16 protein-coding genes are annotated in these 19,197 nt (G+C 70.1%); 11 read left to right on the top strand and 5 right to left on the bottom strand.

The genetic code is table 11. The features are described from left to right. Positions 1-58 precede the first annotated feature (58 nt). Positions 59-712 carry a pirin family protein gene (locus ACFYO0_RS08210; protein ID WP_388672454.1) on the bottom strand — a complete coding sequence of 218 codons (654 nt, stop codon included), beginning with the start codon at positions 710-712 and terminating at the stop codon, positions 59-61. Positions 713-909: 197 nt separating this feature from the next. Between ACFYO0_RS08210 and ACFYO0_RS08205 the strand changes: the two genes are divergently transcribed. From ACFYO0_RS08205 to ACFYO0_RS08180, 6 genes are all read left to right on the top strand, one after another. Further along, positions 910-1,977: an RNA-guided endonuclease TnpB family protein gene (locus ACFYO0_RS08205; protein ID WP_388672770.1), complete on the top strand. Its 1,068-nt coding sequence runs from the start codon at positions 910-912 to the stop codon at positions 1,975-1,977. Between the two features lie 45 nt (positions 1,978-2,022). After that, positions 2,023-3,228 carry a fatty acid biosynthesis transcriptional regulator FasR gene (fasR, locus tag ACFYO0_RS08200; protein WP_388672452.1) on the top strand — a complete coding sequence of 402 codons (1,206 nt, stop codon included), beginning with the start codon at positions 2,023-2,025 and terminating at the stop codon, positions 3,226-3,228. Positions 3,229-3,317: 89 nt separating this feature from the next. Next, positions 3,318-4,232 carry an ACP S-malonyltransferase gene (locus ACFYO0_RS08195; protein WP_388672450.1) on the top strand — a complete coding sequence of 305 codons (915 nt, stop codon included), beginning with the start codon at positions 3,318-3,320 and terminating at the stop codon, positions 4,230-4,232. A 16-nt stretch (positions 4,233-4,248) separates the two neighbouring features. Further along, entirely contained in the window at positions 4,249-5,280 is a 1,032-nt protein-coding gene (locus tag ACFYO0_RS08190; RefSeq protein ID WP_388672448.1) for a ketoacyl-ACP synthase III, read from the top strand. 102 nt (positions 5,281-5,382) lie between these two features. Further along, on the top strand, positions 5,383-5,631 hold the full coding sequence (locus ACFYO0_RS08185; protein ID WP_119106693.1) for an acyl carrier protein: 249 nt from the start codon (positions 5,383-5,385) through the stop codon (positions 5,629-5,631). Between the two features lie 86 nt (positions 5,632-5,717). Continuing rightward, on the top strand, positions 5,718-6,989 hold the full coding sequence (locus tag ACFYO0_RS08180) for a beta-ketoacyl-[acyl-carrier-protein] synthase family protein (RefSeq protein WP_388672446.1): 1,272 nt from the start codon (positions 5,718-5,720) through the stop codon (positions 6,987-6,989). Between the two features lie 118 nt (positions 6,990-7,107). Here the strand turns inward: ACFYO0_RS08180 and ACFYO0_RS08175 are convergent, their stop codons facing one another. Next, a complete protein-coding gene (locus tag ACFYO0_RS08175; RefSeq protein ID WP_386356620.1) occupies positions 7,108-7,602 on the bottom strand; it encodes a DUF3145 domain-containing protein in 495 nt (164 codons plus the stop codon). A gap of 289 nt (positions 7,603-7,891) precedes the next feature. On the opposite strand from ACFYO0_RS08175, the gene ACFYO0_RS08170 reads away from it, so the two are divergent. Then, a complete protein-coding gene (locus ACFYO0_RS08170) occupies positions 7,892-8,821 on the top strand; it encodes an SGNH/GDSL hydrolase family protein (protein ID WP_388672444.1) in 930 nt (309 codons plus the stop codon). A 40-nt stretch (positions 8,822-8,861) separates the two neighbouring features. On the opposite strand, the gene ACFYO0_RS08165 is transcribed toward ACFYO0_RS08170, so the two are convergent. Continuing rightward, on the bottom strand, positions 8,862-11,306 hold the full coding sequence (locus tag ACFYO0_RS08165; protein WP_388672768.1) for a glycoside hydrolase family 3 protein: 2,445 nt from the start codon (positions 11,304-11,306) through the stop codon (positions 8,862-8,864). Between the two features lie 125 nt (positions 11,307-11,431). Here ACFYO0_RS08165 and ACFYO0_RS08160 point away from each other — a divergent pair, with 125 nt between their 5' ends. Together ACFYO0_RS08160 and ACFYO0_RS08155 are read left to right on the top strand one after the other, a co-directional pair. Further along, the gene (locus ACFYO0_RS08160; protein ID WP_388672441.1) at positions 11,432-12,019 is read left to right on the top strand and encodes a TetR/AcrR family transcriptional regulator; all 588 of its coding nucleotides are present in this window, start codon (positions 11,432-11,434) and stop codon (positions 12,017-12,019) included. 101 nt (positions 12,020-12,120) lie between these two features. Next, the gene (locus tag ACFYO0_RS08155; protein ID WP_388672438.1) at positions 12,121-13,377 is read left to right on the top strand and encodes a pyroglutamyl peptidase; all 1,257 of its coding nucleotides are present in this window, start codon (positions 12,121-12,123) and stop codon (positions 13,375-13,377) included. Between the two features lie 21 nt (positions 13,378-13,398). Here ACFYO0_RS08155 and ACFYO0_RS08150 read toward each other — a convergent pair whose 3' ends face one another. Then, positions 13,399-14,208 (bottom strand): EI24 domain-containing protein, encoded by an 810-nt coding sequence (locus tag ACFYO0_RS08150; protein WP_388672434.1) that lies wholly within the window; start codon positions 14,206-14,208, stop codon positions 13,399-13,401. A gap of 79 nt (positions 14,209-14,287) precedes the next feature. Next, on the bottom strand, positions 14,288-15,151 hold the full coding sequence (locus ACFYO0_RS08145; protein WP_388672431.1) for a hypothetical protein: 864 nt from the start codon (positions 15,149-15,151) through the stop codon (positions 14,288-14,290). 154 nt (positions 15,152-15,305) lie between these two features. On the opposite strand from ACFYO0_RS08145, the gene ACFYO0_RS08140 reads away from it, so the two are divergent. Together ACFYO0_RS08140 and ACFYO0_RS08135 are read left to right on the top strand one after the other, a co-directional pair. Further along, the gene (locus ACFYO0_RS08140) at positions 15,306-17,852 is read left to right on the top strand and encodes a M14 family zinc carboxypeptidase (RefSeq protein ID WP_388672428.1); all 2,547 of its coding nucleotides are present in this window, start codon (positions 15,306-15,308) and stop codon (positions 17,850-17,852) included. Positions 17,853-17,901: 49 nt separating this feature from the next. Further along, positions 17,902-19,146 carry a serine hydrolase domain-containing protein gene (locus tag ACFYO0_RS08135; protein WP_388672425.1) on the top strand — a complete coding sequence of 415 codons (1,245 nt, stop codon included), beginning with the start codon at positions 17,902-17,904 and terminating at the stop codon, positions 19,144-19,146. Positions 19,147-19,197: the final 51 nt, after the last annotated feature.

Raw genomic sequence — 19,197 nt, 5'->3', positions numbered from 1 at the left:
GTCACCGCACATCCAACCGCCCGGACCACCTACCTGGCGAACCTATGCGGTCAGAGCATTAGCCGGCCATCTCCCAGATCAGCAGCTCCGCCGCGCTCACGCCCACCGCCTCCAGGTCTTTCGCGGCAGTGAGCCGCGCCGAGTCGCCGGGGCCCAGCTCCGTGCCGTCGAGCAGTACTCCGCCGCGTACAGCATGGACGTAGACGTGCGCCCCGTCCGGCACAGCCGTCCGCTCCCCCACCCCCAGCCGCCGCACATGCAGCATCGCCCCCGCCTCCGGAACCGCGTACGGCGTGGAGTCCGCGATGCCGTGGACGATCTCGTACGCGGGATCGCCGCCCGGCGACAGCGGGGCGAGCCACATCTGGACGAAGACCAGCGGCTCGGCGCCGTCGTTGCGCTCCACGTGCCGTACACCGCCGCCCGAGCTGAGCCGCTGCACATCCCCGGGCCGGACCACCGACTCGTGGCCCGCCGAGTCCCGGTGCGTGAGCTCGCCCGAGACGACCCAGGTCACGATCTCCGTGTGACTGTGCGGGTGCTCGTCGAAACCCGCGCCGGGCGCGAGCCGCTCCTCGTTGCAGGCGATGACCGCGCCGAAACGGAGATTGTCGGGGTCGTAGTGGGGCCCGAAGGAGAAGGCGTGCAGGGACTCGATCCCGGCCGCCGGGTCGCCTCCGCGGTAGCGCTCACTAGCGCGCCGTACGTCCATAAGTTTCCTTTCGAGGGGACCACAGGCTCTGGCCGGTGAGGCAATCGAATCTTGCTTGGTGGGCGGAGCCACGCAGCGCCGATCCTCGGACATTGAGCACACTACGTGCATAATTAGTTACGCAGGGTGTGTATAGTGATCGCGTGACCGTGACCGGGAAGGTTCGCCGGTTCTCCGGCGGCGTGTACGACCTCGGGCTGCACGTGGTGTGGTGCCCGAAGTACCGCCGCCCGGTGCTCGGCGGCCAGGTCGCGGTCCGGCACGGCGAGAAGCCAGGCCACCCGCGCTTCAAGGGCGTCGGCCACTTCGACACCGTCATCTTCCCCAAGGACGGCGACGGTTGCCGCTGGGACTCCACCCCGCACGATCCGCAGACCCGCGTCCGGCTGCAGGGCGTCGGCCACATCCGCGTGCACCAGCACCGGCCCGTCAGAGGCCGGGTGAAGACGGTCGCGGTCAAGCGTGAGGGCCACCGCTGGTACGTGGTCCTGTCCTGCGACGAGGTGCCCGCCGAGCCGCTGCCCGCTACCGGCCAAGTCCTTGGCATCGACCTGGGCGTCACGCACTTCCTGACCACCTCCACCGGTGAGCACATCGCCAATCCCCGCTTCCTCCAGGAAGCGGCCGAGGAACTCGCCGAAGCACAACGGCACCTGGCGACGTTCCCTAAGCGCACCAAGCAGCGCACCAAGGCCCACCGCGCCGCCGCCCGCAAGGTCGCCAAGATCCACGCGAAGATCCGCCGCCAGCGCCTGGACCACGCCCACAAGACCGCGCTCACCCTCGTACGCAACCACGACGCGATCGCACACGAGCAGCTGAACACCGCGGGCATGACCCGCACCCCCAAGCCGAAGCCCGACCCCGAACAGCCCGGCGTGTTCCTGCCGAACCAGCGGGCGGCAAAGGCCGGACTCAACCGGTCGATTCTCGACGCGGGTTGGGGGGTGTTCCTCGCTATCCTCGCAGGCAAGGCTGAAAGTGCCGGTCGGACCGTCGTCGCGGTGGACCCCCGCAACACCTCCCGTACCTGCCCGTCCTGCGGGCACGCCTCGAAGGAGAACCGCGCCACCCAAGCGAAGTTCCAGTGCACGACGTGCGGATTCGCGGCCAACGCGGACCACGTCGGCGCGCTCAACGTCCTCGACAGGGCCGGGCTGGCCCTCTGCAACGTGGCCGAGCCACCGACACAGGAAGCTCGCGCGTTCACGCGTGGGCGGAGTCACCACAGGGCCCACCGTAGACCCGCGGCCACCCTCTTCTGAGACCCGCCGCCGCACACTCCCGTCCGGATAAGGCAGTCTTGTCCCGTGCCCGAACCCGAATCCCACGCCACCAAAGCCGCTGCGCACGCCGCCCACGCGCACGCCGCGACCCTGAAACGGCTGGAGAAGTCCTCCGGAAGCCTCGCCGCGCAGGCCATCGCGCGCATGGACGAGACGCTGCCGTGGTACCGGGCGATGCCTCCGGAGAACCGGTCGTGGATCGGGCTCGTCGCCCAGGCCGGTATCGCCGCGTTCACCGAGTGGTTCCGGCATCCGGAGGCCCCGCAGGCCATCTCCACCGACGTCTTCGGCACCGCGCCCCGCGAGCTGACCAGGGCGATCACGCTGCGCCAGACCGTGGAGATGGTGCGTACGACCATCGAGGTCATGGAGTCCGCGATCGACGAGGTCGCGGCGCCCGGCGACGAGTCCCTTCTGCGCGAGGCCCTCCTCGTGTACGCCCGCGAGATCGCCTTCGCCACCGCCCAGGTGTACGCACAGGCCGCCGAGGCACGCGGCGCCTGGGACGCCCGGCTGGAGTCGCTGGTCGTCAACGCCGTCCTGTCCGGCGAGGCCGACGAGGGAGCCGTCAGCCGGGCCGCGGCCCTCGGCTGGAACTCGCCCGAGCATGTGTGCGTGGTGCTGGGCACGGCCCCCGACGGTGACAGCGAGCTGACCGTCGAGGCGATCCGGCGAGCCGCCCGGCACGCCAAGCTCCAGGTCCTCACCGGAGTCCTCGGCGACCGGCTCGTCGTCATCGCCGGTGGCAGTGACGATCCTCTGGGGGTCGCCAAGTCGCTGATCGGGCCGTATGCGGCGGGACCGGTCGTGGCGGGGCCCGTCGTGCCCGATCTGCTCGCCGCGACCCGGTCGGCGCAGGCCGCCGCCGCCGGGCTCAAGGCGTGTTTTGCCTGGCAGGACGCCCCGCGGCCGGTTCTGGCGGACGATCTGCTGCCGGAGCGCGCGATCGCCGGCGACCCCGCGGCGCGCGAGCAATTGGTGGAGGAGATCTACAGACCACTGGAGGAAGCCGGGTCCGCTCTCCTCGAGACTCTCAGCGTGTATCTGGAGCAGGCGAGCAGTCTGGAGGGCGCCGCACGGATGCTCTTCGTTCACCCGAACACCGTGCGCTACCGGCTTCGACGTGTGACTGACGTCACCGGTTGGTCACCCTCCGATGTACGATCCGCCTTCACACTCAGGATCGCGCTGATCCTGGGGCGTCTGGCCGATGGAGATCCCCAGCTCTAGGCTTTTGTCGGGGCTCCACAAAACCCCCTGCTGTTCTTCGTCCCTGTCCCCACGGGCGGCGTCGGCCGTCCACAAGAGAGAGTGTGAGAGTGCTCGTACTCGTCGCTCCCGGCCAGGGCGCCCAGACGCCCGGCTTCCTGACCCCCTGGCTCGAACTCCCCGGCGCCGCCGACCGTCTCGGCGCGTGGTCGGACGCCATCGGACTCGACCTCGCCCACTACGGCACGCGGGCCGACGCGGACGCGATCCGCGACACGGCGGTGGCGCAGCCGCTCCTCGTCGCGGCCGGACTCCTGTCGGCGTCCGCGCTCGGCGACGTGGCACCGAGTGCCGTCGCGGGCCACAGCGTCGGCGAGATCACGGCCGCCGCCTTCGCGGGCGTACTGGACGACACGGCCGCCCTGGAACTCGTACGCAAGCGCGGTCTGGCCATGGCCGAGGCCGCCGCGATCACCGAGACCGGTATGTCGGCGCTGCTCGGCGGTGACCCCGAGACGACGATCCCGCATCTGGAGAAGCTCGGCCTGACCCCGGCGAACGTGAACGGCGCCGGTCAGATCGTCGCCGCCGGCACCATGGAGGAACTGGCCGCTCTGGAGGCCGACAAGCCGGAGGGGGTACGACGCGTCGTGGCCCTCAAGGTCGCGGGCGCCTTCCACACGCACCACATGGCCCCCGCGGTCGCGAGCCTGGAGCAGGCCGCGGCGGAGCTGGCCCCGGCCGATCCGAAGATCACGTACATCTCGAACAAGGACGGCCAGGCCGTCGCCACCGGCGCCGAGGTGCTGTCCCGCCTGGTCGGCCAGGTCGCCAACCCGGTCCGCTGGGACCTGTGCATGGAGACGTTCAAGGAGCTGGGTGTGACCGCGCTGGTCGAGGTGTGCCCCGGCGGCACACTGACCGGTCTCGCCAAGCGCGCGCTGCCCGGTGTGAAGACGCTGGCGCTCAAGACCCCTGACGACCTCGACGCTGCTCGCGAGCTCATCGCCGAGCACGCTGCCTGACAAGGAGCCCGAGAGCATGTCGAAGATCAGGCCCAGCAAGGGCGCCCCGTACGCACGGATCATGGGCGTGGGCGGCTACCGTCCCACCCGGGTCGTGCCGAACGAGGTGATCCTCGAGACGATCGACTCCTCCGACGAGTGGATCCGCTCGCGCTCCGGCATCGAGACCCGTCACTGGGCCTCCGACGAGGAGACCGTCGCCGCGATGTCCATCGAGGCATCCGGCAAGGCGATCGCCGACTCCGGGATCACGGCCGAGCAGATCGGCGCCGTGATCGTCTCGACCGTCTCGCACTTCAGCCAGACCCCGGCCGTCGCCACCGAGATCGCCGACAAACTCGGCACGAACAAGGCCGCCGCCTTCGACATCTCGGCGGGCTGCGCGGGCTTCGGCTACGGCATCACGCTCGCCAAGGGCATGGTCGTCGAGGGCTCGGCGGAGTACGTACTCGTCATCGGCGTGGAGCGGCTGTCCGACCTCACCGACCTGGAGGACCGGGCGACGGCCTTCCTGTTCGGTGACGGCGCGGGCGCGGTCGTCGTCGGCCCCTCCCAGGAGCCGCACATCGGCCCGACCGTCTGGGGCTCCGAGGGCGACAAGGCCGACACGATCAAGCAGACCGTGCCCTGGGACCGTTTCCGGGTAGGCGATGTGTCCCAGCTTCCGCTCGACTCCAAGGGCGAGATCAAGTTCCCTGCGATCACGCAGGAGGGCCAGGCGGTGTTCCGCTGGGCCGTGTTCGAGATGGCGAAGGTCGCTCAGCAGGCGCTGGACGCGGCCGGAATCACCCCGGACGACCTGGACGTCTTCATTCCCCACCAGGCCAACGAGCGGATCATCGACTCGATGGTGAAGACACTCAAACTGCCGCAGCACGTCACGGTCGCGCGTGACGTGCGCACCACCGGCAACACCTCGGCCGCCTCGATCCCGCTCGCGATGGAGCGGCTCCTGGCGACCGGCGAGGCGAAGAGCGGCGACACCGCGCTCGTCATCGGCTTCGGGGCGGGTCTCGTGTACGCCGCGACGGTCGTTACCCTCCCCTAGGCACCCCGTGCCAGGTCCCCGGACCCGGCACGGACAACGCAACACCTGCCGCTGACGCGGCGGGCGCCACACCCTCTGGATATCTACGAAGGAGCGCCTCACATGGCCGCCACTCAGGAAGAGATCGTCGCCGGTCTCGCCGACATCGTGAACGAGATCGCCGGGATCCCCACCGAGGACGTCCAGCTGGACAAGTCCTTCACCGACGACCTGGACGTCGACTCGCTGTCCATGGTCGAGGTGGTCGTCGCCGCCGAAGAGCGCTTCGACGTCAAGATCCCGGACGACGACGTCAAGAACCTCAAGACGGTCGGCGACGCCACCGAGTACATCCTCAAGCACCAGGGCTGAGCAGGCCGCTGAGCCCCGGGCGCTGAAGGCCCCGCCACCCGGCGGTGGCGCCGCTGATCCTCGTAAACGTTGGAGAAAGAATTCCCGTGAGCCCGACCAATCGCACCGTGGTCGTCACCGGTATCGGCGCAACCACACCGCTGGGTGGCGACGCAGCCTCGACCTGGGAGGGTCTCGTCGCCGGTCGTTCCGGTGTCAAGCCCCTGGAACAGGAGTGGGCCGCCGAGCAGGCGGTCCGTATCGCGGCTCCGATTGCCGTGGAGCCGACCGAGGTCATCCCCCGGCCGCAGGCCCGCCGCCTCGACCGCTCGGCGCAGTTCGCGCTGATCGCGGCCAAGGAGGCCTGGGCGGACGCCGGTTACACCGACAAGGCGGGCGAGGGCGCTGACGTCGACCCGAACAGGCTGGGCGCGGTCATCGCCTCCGGCATCGGCGGCGTCACCACGCTCCTCGACCAGTACGACGTACTGAAGGAGAAGGGCGTACGCCGCGTCTCCCCGCACACCGTTCCGATGCTGATGCCGAACGGCCCGTCCGCCAACGTGGGTCTCCTCGTGGGTGCCCGCGCCGGCGTGCACACCCCGGTGTCCGCCTGCGCGTCGGGCGCCGAGGCCATCGGCTACGCGATCGAGATGATCCGCACCGGCCGCGCCGACGTAGTCGTCGCCGGTGGCACGGAGGCGGCCATCCATCCGCTGCCCATCGCCGCGTTCGGCAACATGATGGCGATGTCCAAGAACAACGACGACCCGCAGGGTGCCTCGCGCCCCTACGACACGGCGCGCGATGGCTTCGTGCTCGGTGAAGGTGCGGGCGTCATCGTCCTTGAGTCGGCCGAGCACGCCGCCAAGCGCGGTGCCCGCGTCTACGCGGAGGCGGTCGGCCAGGGCATCTCCGCCGACGGCCACGACATCGTGCAGCCGGAGCCCGAGGGCCTCGGCATCTCGCACGCCCTGCAGAACCTGCTCGACAACACCGACCTCAACCCGGCCGAGATCGTGCATGTGAACGCGCACGCCACCTCGACCCCGGCCGGCGACGTCGCCGAACTGAAGGCGCTGCGCAAGGTCTTCGGTGACGAGGCCGACCACTTCGCGGTCTCCGGCACCAAGTCGATGACGGGTCACCTCCTCGGTGGCGCGGGCGGCGTGGAGTCGGTCGCGACGGTGCTCGCCCTGTACCACCGGGTGGCCCCGCCGACCATCAACATCGAGAACCTCGACCCGGAGGCCGAGGCCAACGCCGATGTCGTCCGCGGCGAGGCCCGCAAGCTCCCCGTCGAGGGCCGCATCGCCGCGCTGAACGACTCGTTCGGCTTCGGCGGACACAACGTGGTACTGGCGTTCCGAACCGTCTGATCGGGCGGATTCCAGCCGCCGGAGAGCGATTTCCGGTCGTACGCAGTGTGATGTGCGTCTACGTGACGAAGGGCGCCCACCGATTGGTGGGCGCCCTTCGCACGTGTGTGAGCAGGCGTCAGACCACCTGGTGGAGCCAGCGCACCGGGGCGCCCTCGCCCGCGTACCGGAAGGGCTCCAGTTCGTCGTCCCAGGGCTTGCCGAGGAGCTTGGTGAGTTCGGACTCCAGTTCCGTCTCGCCGCTCTGGGCGCGGACGAGGGCGGCGCGCAGCCGGTCCTCGGGGATCAGGATGTCGCCGTGGATACCGGTGACGGCGTGGAAGATGCCCAGGTCAGGGGTGCAGCTGTAGCGCTCGCCCTCGGCGGTGGCGGACGGCTCGGCGGTGACCTCGAAGCGCAGCATCTGCCAGCCGCGCAGTGCCGAGGCCAGTTTGGAGGCGGTGCCGGCCTCTGCCTGCCAGGAGAACTCGGATCTCCAGGTGCCTGGCGCCGCGGGCTGCCGGATCCAGTCCAGGTTGACGCGTGTGCCGAGCACGCCCGCGACTGCCCATTCGACGTGTGGGCACAGCGCACGCGGCGCGGAGTGCACGTAGAGAACTCCACGTGTCGTCACTGGGACCTCCGGGCAGAGCGGGACATCTTGTAACTTGGCGGAACCTCGGTGGCGGGCAGCCACTTGGCGAGGCTACCGCGCGAGGGCGCAAGGAGTGTGACGTACCGTCGGTCCCAGCGCCCCGAAACACGTATGTTTCACCCGGCGGGACGCGCGTTCGGAGCCTCGGCCGGGGGTCCGGCCCGCGGCGTAGCCGCACATGGATTACGCGTCCTCCGGAAGAACACAGCTACTCGGAGGACGCCAGAACGACGGGTTACCGTTGCACGACTAGCGAGGAGATCCGGGAATGCGGAAACGTGGCTACCGATCACGTGCCGTTGCCGTCACAGCGGCGGCGGCGCTTCTCGGCATCGTGGGAACAGCCGGCTGTGACGCGGTAGGCGGCAACGAAGCAGCCCCCACCGGTAGCACCTCGCGGTCGAAGCCGTCCTCGAAACCCGCCCCCACCTGGGACCGCGCCCCGAACTCGATCGCCGCGGTCGGCGACTCCATCACGCGTGCCTTCGACGCCTGCGAGGCACTGTCCGACTGCCCCGAGGTCTCTTGGGCGACCGGCACCGACGCGAAGGTCAGCAGCCTCGCGCTGCGGCTGCTCGGGAAGTCCGGGGCCGCCCAGCGGAGCTGGAACTACGCGAAGACCGGCGCCCAGATGGCCGAGCTGGACGACCAGATGTCTCAGGCGGCGACGAGGAAGCCGGAACTGGTGACGGTGCTGGCCGGCGCCAATGACGCCTGCCAGCCGACGGTGGCCGCCATGACACCGGTGCCGGAGTTCCGCGCCCAGTTCGAGGACGCGATGAGCACGCTGCGCGAGGCGTCGCCCAAGACCCAGGTGTTTGTGGCGAGCGTGCCCGATCTGAAGCGGCTGTGGTCGATCGGCCGGACCAGCGAGGCCAGCAAGCGCCTGTGGAAGCTGGGCATCTGTCCCTCGATGCTGGCGGACCCGGACGACCTGGGCGCGGTGTCGACGTCGCGGCGCGACAGCGTGCAGGACCGGGTCAAGGAGTACAACGCCGTACTGGAAGATGTGTGCGCGAAGGACAAGCTGTGCCGCTTCGACACCGGGGCCGTATACAAGTACCGCTTCGACGCTGCGCAGTTGAGCACCGTGGACTGGTTCCACCCGAGCACCAGTGGCCAGAAACTCCTGGCGGAGATGGCGTATCGCGTGGTGACGGCCCCGAAGCCGGCCGACTTGAAACTGCCGACCGGCTGACGGACGCGGCGCGCAGGGGCCCGCAGGGGTCCCTCTGCCGTCACACGTCGATCGTCGTCGTGACCCGAAGGTCCGCGATCGACCGCCCCGCCTCCACCTCGTACGAACCCTTCACGAACGCCCACGAGTTCGCGTTCTCGTCCCAGATCTCGAAGGCCCGGCGCGGAAGTTCGACACCGACCTCGACGCTTTCGCCGGGCCCGGCCTCGACACCCGCGAACCCGGCGAGCCACCGGACCGGACGCTCGGAGTCGGCCCCCGTCGGCGCGAGGTAGACCTGGACGACCTCGCGGCCCGCGCGCGTACCGGAGTTGGTGACGCGGACGGTGGCCGTGCTGCCCTCGACCTTGACCGACTCGTAGGTCCAGTCGGTGTAGCCGAGGCCGTGGCCGAAGGCGTACGAGGGGGTCCTGCTTTCCTTCTGCCAGGCGCGGTAGCCGATGAACACGCCCTCGGTGTAAGGGAGTTCACCGTCCACCGGAGTGACCTGGGTGACCGGGGCGTCCGTCAGCGAGCCCCAGGTGGTGGGCAGTCGGCCGCCCGGTTCGTATGCGCCGGTGAGCACGTCCGCCAGCGCGGCGCCACCCTCCTGGCCCGGGAACCAGTCGAGCAGTACGGCGGCGACCTCGTCACGCCAGGGCAGTTCCACCGGGGAGCCGGAGTTGACGACCACGACGGTGTTCGGGTTGGCGGCCGCGACCGCGCGGACGAGGTCGTCCTGGCGGCCGGGGAGCCGCAGGTCCTTCCGGTCGAAGCCCTCGGACTCCACGCGCTCGGTGGTGGCGACCACGACGACGGCGGTGTCGGCGGCGCGGGCGGCCTCGGCCGCCTCGGCGATCAGCTCGTCGGGGTCGCGCTGCGGCTCCTGGTGGGCGAACGTGAAGGCGATGGCCCTCATGGCGACGCCCTCGGGCAGGGTCACGGCGTGCTTGAGGGACACCTCCACCGGTTCGCCCGCCCGCAGTTCGGCCTCGGCGCGCGGCACCGGGGGCGCGAAGTAGGCCTGGAACGGGTCGGCGTCCTCGGCTGGGAGCTGGGGTCCGTCGAAGTAGGTGGTGCCGTCCACCGTCAGCGTGAACTCGCCCAGGCCCCGGACGCCGAACGTGTGCGGGCCGCTCTCACGCGGGGTGAAGGTGCCGGTCAGCTCGACGCTGTGCAGGGTGTCGTAGGTGACGCCTTCGGGGAGGTCGTTGCCCATCCACTGGAGGTGGCCGCCGGCTGCCGGCGTCGTCCCGATGACGTTGCCGTCGCCGTCCCGGCAGATGACGCGCAGCTCGAAACCCTGGTCGGCGGGGGTGAGTTCCTCGTTCGGGTCGGCGCCGACCGCGTACGTGACGGCGCCCTCGGGCAAGGCGGCGGTGAGTCCGTCGAGCGGGGAGACGATCCGGGCGGGGAAGACGGTGGCGGACCCGCCGCCGAGGACGCGGGCGTCGCGGGCGGCGGCGCCGATCAGGGCGACCCGGTGTCCTTCGGGCAGCGGAAGGCCGCCTTCATTGCGTACGAGGACGAAGGAGCGGCGGGCGATCTCGCGGGCCAGGGTCTCGCCGTCAGCTGTCCCGGGCAGCTCGGTGACGGCGGGCTCGGCGCCCTCCAGGATGCCGGTGCGGGCGGCGAGCCGCAGCACGTTCCGTACCGCCGCGTCGATCTTGGCCTCCGCGACCTGCCCCTCCCGTACTGCCTGGGCGAGAGCCTCGCCGTACACGGTCTGTGGGCCGGGCATCGCGATGTCGAGGCCGCTGTCGATGGCGGCGACGGTGGACCGGGCGGCGGTCCAGTCGGAGACGTTGATGCCGTCGAAGCCCCATTCACCACGCAGGACTTCGTCGACGAGCCGGCGGTGCTCGGTCATCGTCGTGCCGTTGACCGAGTTGTAGGCGGTCATGACCCCCCAGGGGCGGGCGCCGGCGACGATGGCCTCGAAGGGGGCCAAGTAGAGCTCTCGCAGGGCGCGTTCGGAGATCAGGTTGTTCACCGTGAAGCGGTCGGTCTCGGCGTCGTTCGCGACGAAGTGCTTGACGGTGGTGCCGACGCCGCCCTCCTGCACACCGCTGACGTACCCGGTGCCGATCCGCCCTGTCAGATACGGGTCCTCGCTGTACGCCTCGAAGTGGCGCCCGCCGAGCGGCGACCGGTGGAGGTTGACGGTGGGCGCGAGCAGGACGTGCACGCCCTTGCGGCGGGCTTCCTGGGCGAGCAACACCCCTGCCCTGCGGGCGAGTTCAGGATCCCAGGTGGCGGCGAGCGCGGTCGGGGAGGGCAGCGCGACGGACGGGTCGTCGGCGGTCCAGCGCACGCCTCGTACGCCGATCGGGCCATCGGACATGACCAGGGACTTCAGGCCGATCTCGGGCAGGGCGGGCAGGGACCAGGTGTCCTGGCCTGCGAGCAACCGCACCTTCGCGTCGAGGTCGAGCCTGTCGAGCGCGGCTTCGACCACGGCCTCGCGCGCCTGGTCGGCCGACTGGTTGCCCTGATTGCCCTGCATTCCCGCCATGCCGGTGCCTCCTCATTGACGACCTCCGTCCCGTCCGTCCATCGTGCACCTGTCACCTGTAGATAGGTAGGTTTCGTTATCTGGCCGTTACGTGAATCTTCACGCACGTCGCGTGCATGTCGTACGGTGGCCATATGACGACGACCAGGGCAATCAAGGGTGCCGAGCGGCGCGCGGAGATTCTCCGGGCCGCCTTGGTGGTGATTGCCGAGCGTGGATACCGGGGGGCGAGCCTGGGTGCGGTCGCCGAACGGGTGGGGCTCACCCAGCAGGGGCTGCTGCACTACTTCCCGACGAAGGAGGCCATGCTCGTCGCCGTCCTGGAGGAGCGCGACCAGTGGGACGCGATGCCGGACTCCCAATGGCGCCTCGACCTGCTCGCCTCACTCGTCGACTACAACGCGATGCGTGCGGGCATCGTGCAGACCTTCTCGGCACTGCTCGGCGAGAGCGTGACTGAGGAGCATCCGGCACGCGAGTTCTTCACCGGCCGGTACGAGGCCGTGCGCGCGAACATGGCGGCAGTGCTGCGCTGCGAGTACGGCGAGCGACTGCCGAGCGGACTCACGCCGGAGCGTGCGGCTCCGCTGCTCGTCGCGGTGATGGACGGGCTTCAGTACCAGTGGCTGCTGGCTCCGGAGAAGGTGGACATGCCCGGTGCGTTCCGGGACTTCCTCACGCTGCTTGGTGAGAAGGGGAGTTGACGCAGGGGGCTCGGTGACCGTGCCCCATGGCGTACGCCCCATCCGTCACGCGATACTTCCGCCATCCTGGCGTTTCGCGTGACGGAAGGACCTGAACTCCCTTGACTTATATACGTGTTCGGCTCGGCGCCCTTGGAGTGGCGGCCGTCCTCGCAGGCCTCGCGACCCCGCCAGCGCTGGCCGCGCCCGCCGAGGAGCCCACGGCCCCGCTCACCGTGGAGGAACAGCGCCTCGACAGGGCGGCGCCCCAGGAGATCCTGCGCCGCTCCGGATTCGACGCGGTGGCACCGGAGTTGGCACGGGCGCTGGGCACGGCGCGGTCGTACACGCAGGCCGAGCGGTTGGTCGTACGACATGGTGGGGAGCTGTGGCGCCGGGCGGTGGACCGGGCACAGGGCAGGGGTTCAGCGGGCGGTGATCTGAGCCGGGACGACGATCGTCCGTTGTACTGGGCGCGGCTGGGCATGACGCGGGAAGTACGCCAGTGGGAGCCGGAGTTCGGCCTTACCGATACCCAACGCACCAAGCTGCTCACGTCACTTGAGCGAACGTCCCGAGGCCAGGACACCATCCGCTATCCGAATCGCAAGGGCGTCAAGCGGATCCTGGTCACCGGCTTCGACCCGTTCACGCTGGACCGCGACGTACGGATCTCCAACCCCTCCGGGGCCACCGCCCTCGCGCTCGACGGCACGGTGATCAAGACGGCGGATGGCCCGGCCCGTATCGAGACCGCGCTCTTCCCGGTCCGCTGGCAGGACTTCACCGAAGGCACCGTGGAGCGGACGCTGCGCCCGTACCTCCCCCGCGTCGACCTGTTCACCACGGTCAGCCAGGGGCGCGTGGGCCGTTTCGACATCGAGCGCACCAACGGCGCCTGGCGGGGCGGTTTCCCCGACAACGCGAACCTCTCGCGCACGGAGACCATCCCGGTGAAGGACCCGGACTCGCAGCCGCAATGGACGCCGACGACCCTGCCGTACAAGGAAATTGTGGCCGCGAGTACCGGTCGCTTCCCCGTGTACGACAACACGGAGGTGACCGAGATCCCGGCGGGCGGCACGGATCCGGTCGTACGTCCCGGGGGACCGACGCCGGGTTCGACGGCGCGGGCCGGAGGCGGCGGGAACTACCTCTCCAACGAGATCGCGTACCGCGCGACGCTACTGCGCGACCGCCTCGGCCTGCGCGGCTCGCTGCCCGGCGGGCATGTGCACACGCCGGTTCTCCAGTTCGGCACGGGCAACACGGATCCGGCGACGGGTACGGTCACGGATCCGCAGTTCGTCCAGAACCGGCTGGACATCATCGCGCAGGTCCGGGAGATCGTGAGGGTGGCGGCGGACGCGTCACGGTAGGTCAGGACGCGGATCGGCAGATCACCAGGTGACGGAGTCGCCCCGAACCTGCCCCCCGCCCTCTCCCTCGTCTTCTCCCTCTCCGGTCTGCTCGCCCAGCAGGTCGCGGGCCATCAGCGTGGCGCCCGCGACCGCTCCGGGCATCAGGAACACCGCGACGAACGGCACGACGAAGGCAAGGGCGAGGGGTGTGCCGAAGCCCCACACCAGGGCCTTCCGGGCGCGCAACAGACGGAGGCGTTCGCGGAGTTCGACGCGACGGCGCTGCATCGCGACCGCCGTCAGCTCCTCGGTCAGGAAGAACCCGGTGACGAAGAACCCGATCACCGGCACGACTGTCTGCCCGACAAAGGGAACGAACCCGAGCGCGAAGAGCAACACACCCCACCCCGCCGCCCTGACGACGATCCGCAGACTGTCGCGCCCGGAGATCACCAACTCCCGCCACAACGACAGCCCCGACTCGGGCGCCGTCCCGTCAGGCGAGACGTCCCGGTCCACCTTCTCGGAGAGGTTCTCGTAGAAGGGCTGCCCGATGAGCAGGGTCACGGCGGTGAAGGTGACGACGGCGAGGAGGAGGGCGAGCGCGAAGAGCACGACGGTAAGGAACCCGCGGAAGAGTCCCAGCCAGGGGCTGTCCCAGTCGTCGGCGAAGGGGGTGGCCCAGGAGACGAGGTCGCTCCCCCACAGCACCAGGGTGACCAGGGCGCCCATGTACAGCACAAGCGTGATGAGCCCAGGGATCAGCCCAACCCCGAACTGCTTCCCATGCCGGGCCACCCAACGCTGCCCTTGCCCCAAGTAGCTGAACCCCACGCGCAGATCATGCATGGGGGCACCCTATCGGGGTCCTCGCGCCCGGCCACCGGCGTCACTCGCCCGCGGCGGTGCTCGTACCGCCGCGCGCACCTCACACCGGTTGCACGGCCACCACGACTCCCGGCTCCGCCGCAGGCGACATCGCCGCGGAGGCCCGGATCGCCGCCTCCCGGGCCACCCGACCCGCCCGGGAGGCGGACGCCAGAAGCAGGGGCTGGAGGTGTTCCAGGCTGGACACCAGGAACTCCTCACCGGCGATCAGGAGCGGGCGGCCCGCCTTGAGCGCGGCGGCTGTCGCCTCTGTCAGGTCGGCCAGGGGCGGGAGTGTCGCGCGAACGACGCCCGCGCCCGCGGCAGCGGCTCGTTCCGCCAGGGCCACCTGCAAGGGCAGTAGCGGAGCCAGCGCGGCCGTCAGTGCGTCGGCTATGCGGCGGAGCTCGGGGGACGAGTCCCGGAGTACGTCTGCTGCGGTCCGTACCAGGGGGGCCAGGGCGAGGAGTGTGCCCGCCGCCAGCCCGGCCGCCGCGGGGAGCAGTGGCGACGTTGCCTCCACCAGTTCCCCCAACGCCTCCGCCGCCTCCTCCAGCGCCGGGCCCACCGCGTCGAGGACCGGCAGCAGGCTGTCGCCCAGCGCCGCGAGCAGCGCCTGTGCGGGTTCACTGACGGGGTGGGTGGCGAGCGGTGCCCCGCTCGTGCCGAGGCGCGTCAGCGTGTCCACGATGCGGTAGAAGGCTTCCTGCGCCTGCGGTGACGCGCTGGCCTCAGCCAGTTCGGCCGTGGTTTCCCGCAGTACTCGCAACGCCTCCGCCCCGGAACCGTCGCGCGGATCAAAGGTGTTGATGGCAATACGGGTGATATTGCCCGCGGTGTCCAGCAGTTGGCCGGTGATATCGGTCGTGTTCCGTGCGATACGCGCCACGTCATCCCTGCTGGGGAGCGACGGAATGGTTGCCATGGACTACTCCTCGCCTCACGCCCTGCGCTCCAGCGCCCGGCCCCCGTCGCGCCGACGCCCACTCACAGCATGCCCGCTCGCTCACGCCAACGCCCTCTTGTTGCAAGGGAATCGAACCGGTACACCTCCCGGTACCGATTAACAGGAGGTACGCGTGCGTCTACCGAGACCCGCCCTGATCGCCACCGCCACAGCCACCGCGGCGGCAGCGCTCCTGCTCAGCCCACACGGCGCCTTAGCCGACCCGGTGCCCCGGCCCCCGACCCGCGAGAGGGAGACCGGAGCCACCTCGGAGGAAGCCGACAGAGCTGCCAGAGTGCCCGAGAGCACCACCGACCGGGACCTCACCTCCCCCGCCCCCGACCTCACCACAGACGCCCGCGGTTACCCCCGCGAGCAGACCCTCACCCCGGACCCGCAGAACCCCGCGGACAAGTCCATCAAGCTCGGCCTCACCCCGTACCACGCCATCGCCCCGAAGCTGAACGCCCTCCAACAGCTCGGCGACCGCGTCAGCGTGGAGATCGCGGGCCGTTCGGCGGGCGGTCACCGCCTGTACCTGGTCACCGTCACCGCCCCGGAGTCGGCGAAGCAGGCCCGCGCTCAGGAACGTATGCGCGAACTCATCGAGAACGCACCCCAGGCCGCCGCCAGGGACCCCGCCTTAAAAGCCGCGTACAAAACGCCCGTCTTCTTCAACAACAACATCCACGGCAACGAATGGGAGGGCACCGACGCCGCCCTCAAGCTCATCGAACGGCTCGCGAAGGCCAAGGACAAGGACACCACCGGCCTTCTCGCCCAGCACCGCCTGTACTTCAACATCACCGCGAACCCCGACGGCCGCATCGCCGGCACCCGCGCCAACGCAGGCGGCTTCGACCTGAACCGCGACTTCGTCACCGCCTCGCAGCCCGAGACCCGCGCGATGCGGCAGATCGAGATCGACAAGCAGCCGGCCGTCATGCTCGACCTGCACGGCTACGTCAACGGCACGCTCATCGAGCCGACCACTCCCCCGCACGGCGAGAACTACGAGTACGACCTCTTCCTCAAGAACACCTACGCCAACGCCCTCGGCATGGAGTCCGCCGTCAACGGCCTCGGCTACACACCCGAGAAGGACGGCGTGGAGCCTGTCCAGATCCCCTTCCGCGACCAGGAGGAAGGCTGGGACGACTGGCCGCCGATCTTCACCCCGCAGTACGCGGCCTTCCACGGCACGGTCGCCGCGCACACGGTCGAGATCCCGCTCGCGGTGAACAACGAGGAGTACGACGAGCTCCCGGTCGCCGAACTGCGCCGTCGCTCGGCGATCAACGTGGATGTGGCGGGCGCGGCGATGGACGCCACTCTCAACTACGCCCAGAAGCACCGCGCTTCACTCATCGCCGACCAGATCGAGGCCTTCCGGCGCGGCGCGACGGGTGCCGCGCAAATCCCTGTCTCGCCCGAAACGGTGCCGGGCGTTCCGGGCATCGGACCCGAGGACGTCTACACGACCGACTTCCCACGCGCGTACGTCATTCCGTCCGGCGGCAATCAGCGTTCGGCCACCGCCGCGGCCCGTCTCGTCGACCATCTGCTCGCCAACGACGTCCAAGTCCGGCGCGCCACAAAGGGCTTCAGGCTGGGCGGCACGTCGTACGCGAAGGGCTCGTACGTCATCGACATGCGCCAGCCCAAGCGCGGTCTCGCCAATGTGATGCTGGCGGACGGGCGGGACATCAGCGACAAGGTGTCGACGATGTACGACATCTCCGGATGGAGCCTGGGCCGCCTGTGGGGCGCGACGGTCACGGACGTACGGACCGGCGGTTTCTCCGTCCCGTCCCGCAGGGTCCACGAGGCCGCGCGCGTCGGCTATGTCGCCCCGTACGGCAATCTCCGTCTGCGCCTGGACGACGCCCGTGAGATCGCGGCCCTCAACTCCCTTCTCGGAGAAGGGGTTTCGGTACGCCGGTCGAGCGACGGCAGTGCGATCGTTCCTGGGTCGGCCCGGACGAAGGCGGCAGCACTCGCCAAGAAGTACGACGTCGCCTTCGACGCGACGAAGGCCACCGGCGGCACCCCGCTCCACCGCGTACGCGTCGCCGCGGCCGTCACCCCCGGTGAGCTCCTCGCCCTCCGCGAGATGAACTTCGACGTCACCCCCGTCTCGACGGCGATCCTCAACGCGGGCTTCGACTGGTCGAAGGCGGACGTCCTGTTCGCGTCGGCCGGACTCGACCACGAGGACCTCAACACGGCCTCCCGTACCGCCCTGGACGGTTTCCTCGCCCGCGAGGGCCTCGTCGGCCGCGGAGCCACCGGAGCCGCGCTCAACGCCGCCGCGGATCTGCTCGCCGTCAAGCCGGTCGAGGGCAATGGAGATGCCAACGGCGTGGTGCGCGTGGTCAATTCACGCGGCGGCGTCACGCAGGGCGCTCCGGACCACAGCTTCGTCTACACCCCCATGTGGTTCACGGATCTCGGCTCCTCAGTCCGCGTGGAGCAGTCGTACGCTGTCGGAAACCCTCTGGTCTCCGGCCACTGGCGCCCCCTGGACGACGGCACCGGCGGCCCCGGGCAGGCAGCGGGCCAGGCCTCGGTCGTCAGCGGCCCGCACGCCGTCCTGTTCGGCACGGAACCCCTCTTCCGCGCCCATCCGAAGGGGGGATTCCCACAGGTGGCGCGAGCCTTGTTGACGGTGTCCCGCTGAACACCTGAGGCACGACAGGCACGACAGGCACAACGAATCGAGGATACGGATGACCCCTGAGATCCACGGCAGCGTCGCCGAGGGCTACGAAGCGGTGCGCGACGAGTTCGCGGCCGTCGTGGCCGCCGAACCCCCGGACTTCGCCGGCCAGTTGAGCGCGTACGTCCAAGAGCGGCGGGTCGTCGATCTCTGGGCCGGTGCGGAGACGGACGGTGAGACGCTGTTCGGTGTCTTCTCGTCCACGAAGGGGGCGGCCCATCTGGTGGTCGCCCTCCTCGTGCAGGACGGAACGCTGGAACTCGACCGTGAACTGGCCCGGTACTGGCCGGAGTTCGCGGCCGAGGGCAAATCGGCGATCACCCTGCGCGAGCTGCTCGCGCATCGCGCGGGCGTGGTCGGCTCCGACGCGGGCTTCACGGACGACGAGCTCGCCGACGACCGCGCGGTCGCCGAACGGCTCGCGGGCCAACGCCCGTTCTGGCGGCCGGGCACCGCCTTCGGCTATCACGCGCTCGTGATCGGTGCGCTGACGGGCGAGGTCGTACGGCGGGCCACGGGCCGTACGCTCCAGGAGGTGTACGAGGAGCGGATCCGCGCCCCGTACGAGCTGGACTTCTTCCTGGGGCTGCCCGAGGCGGAGGAGCCCCGCTTCCGCTCCGTACAGCCCTTGGTGCCCACGGCCGAGCAACAGGCCGTACTGGACGCCAGGCCCACCGGCCCGCACACGCTCACGTCGATCGCGTTCAACGAGCATGTGCCGGAGCCCGGAACGCTGGAGGGCTTCGCCAACTCCCGTACCGTGCGCGCCAAGGGCCAGGCGTCGGCGGGCGGTGTCGCCTCCGCGCGCGGGCTCGCGGGGATGTACGCGGCGGCGATCAGCCGGGTGGGCGGCCGGGCGCCACTGCTGAAGCCGGACACGATCGCCGAGGCCGGGCAGGTCCACTCGATCGGCTTCGACCTGGTGATGCGCGCCCACAAGGCGTACGGGCTCGGCTTCCAGGCCACGGCGGAGAACTGGTACCCGTTCCTCGGCGCCGGGGCCTTCGGCCACAGCGGCGCGGGCGGCACCCAGGCCTTCGCCGACCCGCGCAGCGGCCTGGCCTACGGCTACACCCGGCGCCGTATGTCGTTCCCGGGCGGCGCGGCTCCGGAGAACGAGCGGCTGGTGCGGGCGGTGCACAGGGCGGCTGTCGCCCAGAGAGGTCCACGGCGAGGAGACCGTGACACAGAACATTTCGTTCGGCCAGTCGGACGTCGTTCGAAAACTCTTGACGGTCCACCACACACCGGCTGACACTCTCGCAACACGACGTCACTCGGACGAAACAGCAGGGTGCTCAGGGTC

The organism is Streptomyces sp. NPDC006365 (assembly GCF_042870755.1).
In the GTDB taxonomy this organism is placed as follows: domain Bacteria; phylum Actinomycetota; class Actinomycetes; order Streptomycetales; family Streptomycetaceae; genus Streptomyces; species Streptomyces xiangluensis.
This window is presented reverse-complemented; position numbering and strand designations above follow the sequence as displayed.